Origin of the sequence: Pseudanabaena biceps PCC 7429 (assembly GCF_000332215.1) — a bacterium.
Classification (GTDB): Bacteria; Cyanobacteriota; Cyanobacteriia; order Pseudanabaenales; family Pseudanabaenaceae; genus Pseudanabaena; species Pseudanabaena biceps.
In genome coordinates, this window is the sequence record NZ_ALWB01000430.1 from 1 (window position 1) to 1170 (window position 1170).

The window sequence follows — 1170 nt, forward strand, 5'->3', positions numbered from 1 at the left end:
GAATTGTTCCAGCTTTTGAAGGCAAGAATGATACTGCATCTCGATTGCATTCGAGAATTTCGCAAGCATAATGGTCTTTGAGCCTAGATGCTATCTTTTTGATTGAGCGCTTGAAACTCACTATTACATAACATTTGCTATTTTTAAACAGTGACATTTGGCAATTTTCTTGGTTCATTTTTGCATCTCAAATCTTCACAGACTTTTAGCGACAGCGCTTTCCCTATGGAATTCTGTTCTTTTAGAATAGAATTCTTAAAACAATGTTAGCTGTTCTCTTTGCTCGTTCACATTCTTTTGCGGAATTGTAAGTTGTTCGCCTCCTCGAACTAATCTAAAGTCAGCCAATATCTTGGATTCTGGGATTGCCCCAAGCCGATCGCCATTCACAGGAATTTCAATCTCAACATTGCTAACAATCTGCGCGATTTGTTCCAGCCAGTTCTCAGTTTCATCGGCTACCCAATCCTCAAACTGTCTCTGCTTCAGTACTTCCACGATCGCTATTGATGGTGGTTCTAATCGCGCTGCACTAGAGTTTCTGTCCCAGAAGATTTCTCGCGATTCTTCTAGTTCTTCTCCCTCTTCAGTGTTGTCTGAGTCACTTACATCGACAGGAGATTCATGGGCGATCGCGTCAAACATCTCCTTCAGGAATCCTAACCGATTTGATTTCTGCTCGTATTCCTGTGCTTGCTCAAAGGGCTGACTGACTCGATTTTCCAGTATTGGCAGTTCTTGTCTGTCTCTTTCCAGATTTTCTTGGGCTGTGGTTAGCTTGGCTGAGATCGCATTTCTCACCACATGCAAGAGCGAACTATAGGGCTGTTGGCATTCGGCATTAAATTCATAGCCTGAATTGATGCTCATACCGATATATCCATTCACCTCTGAGCCAAATCTACTCAGAAATACACTCAGTCCTGCAATTTGTCCAATTTGCACTTGGGTCAATCGATAGCTTTCTTTGAGTCGTTGCACTTGTTCGGTAATGTGATGATCGATGACTGGAGTTTAGACTAAAAAAGGAAAAAAAGGCAGAGTAAAAGAGATACAAACTGCCTAAAGTAGATAGAAAAAGAAAAGCACATCTACAGTCATGATTATTGATAAACTACAGAACTTTCGTCAACAGGCATATTAATTTTTTAGGAAATGGAAGAGATGCAA

At 40.9% G+C, this 1170-nt stretch carries 1 protein-coding gene; it reads right to left on the minus strand.

From position 1 onward, the window contains the following. Positions 1–255 precede the first annotated feature (255 nt). Positions 256–981 carry a hypothetical protein gene (locus tag PSE7429_RS22940; RefSeq protein WP_009629805.1) on the minus strand — a complete coding sequence of 242 codons (726 nt, stop codon included), beginning with the start codon at positions 979–981 and terminating at the stop codon, positions 256–258. Between the last annotated feature and the right edge of the window lie 189 nt (positions 982–1170).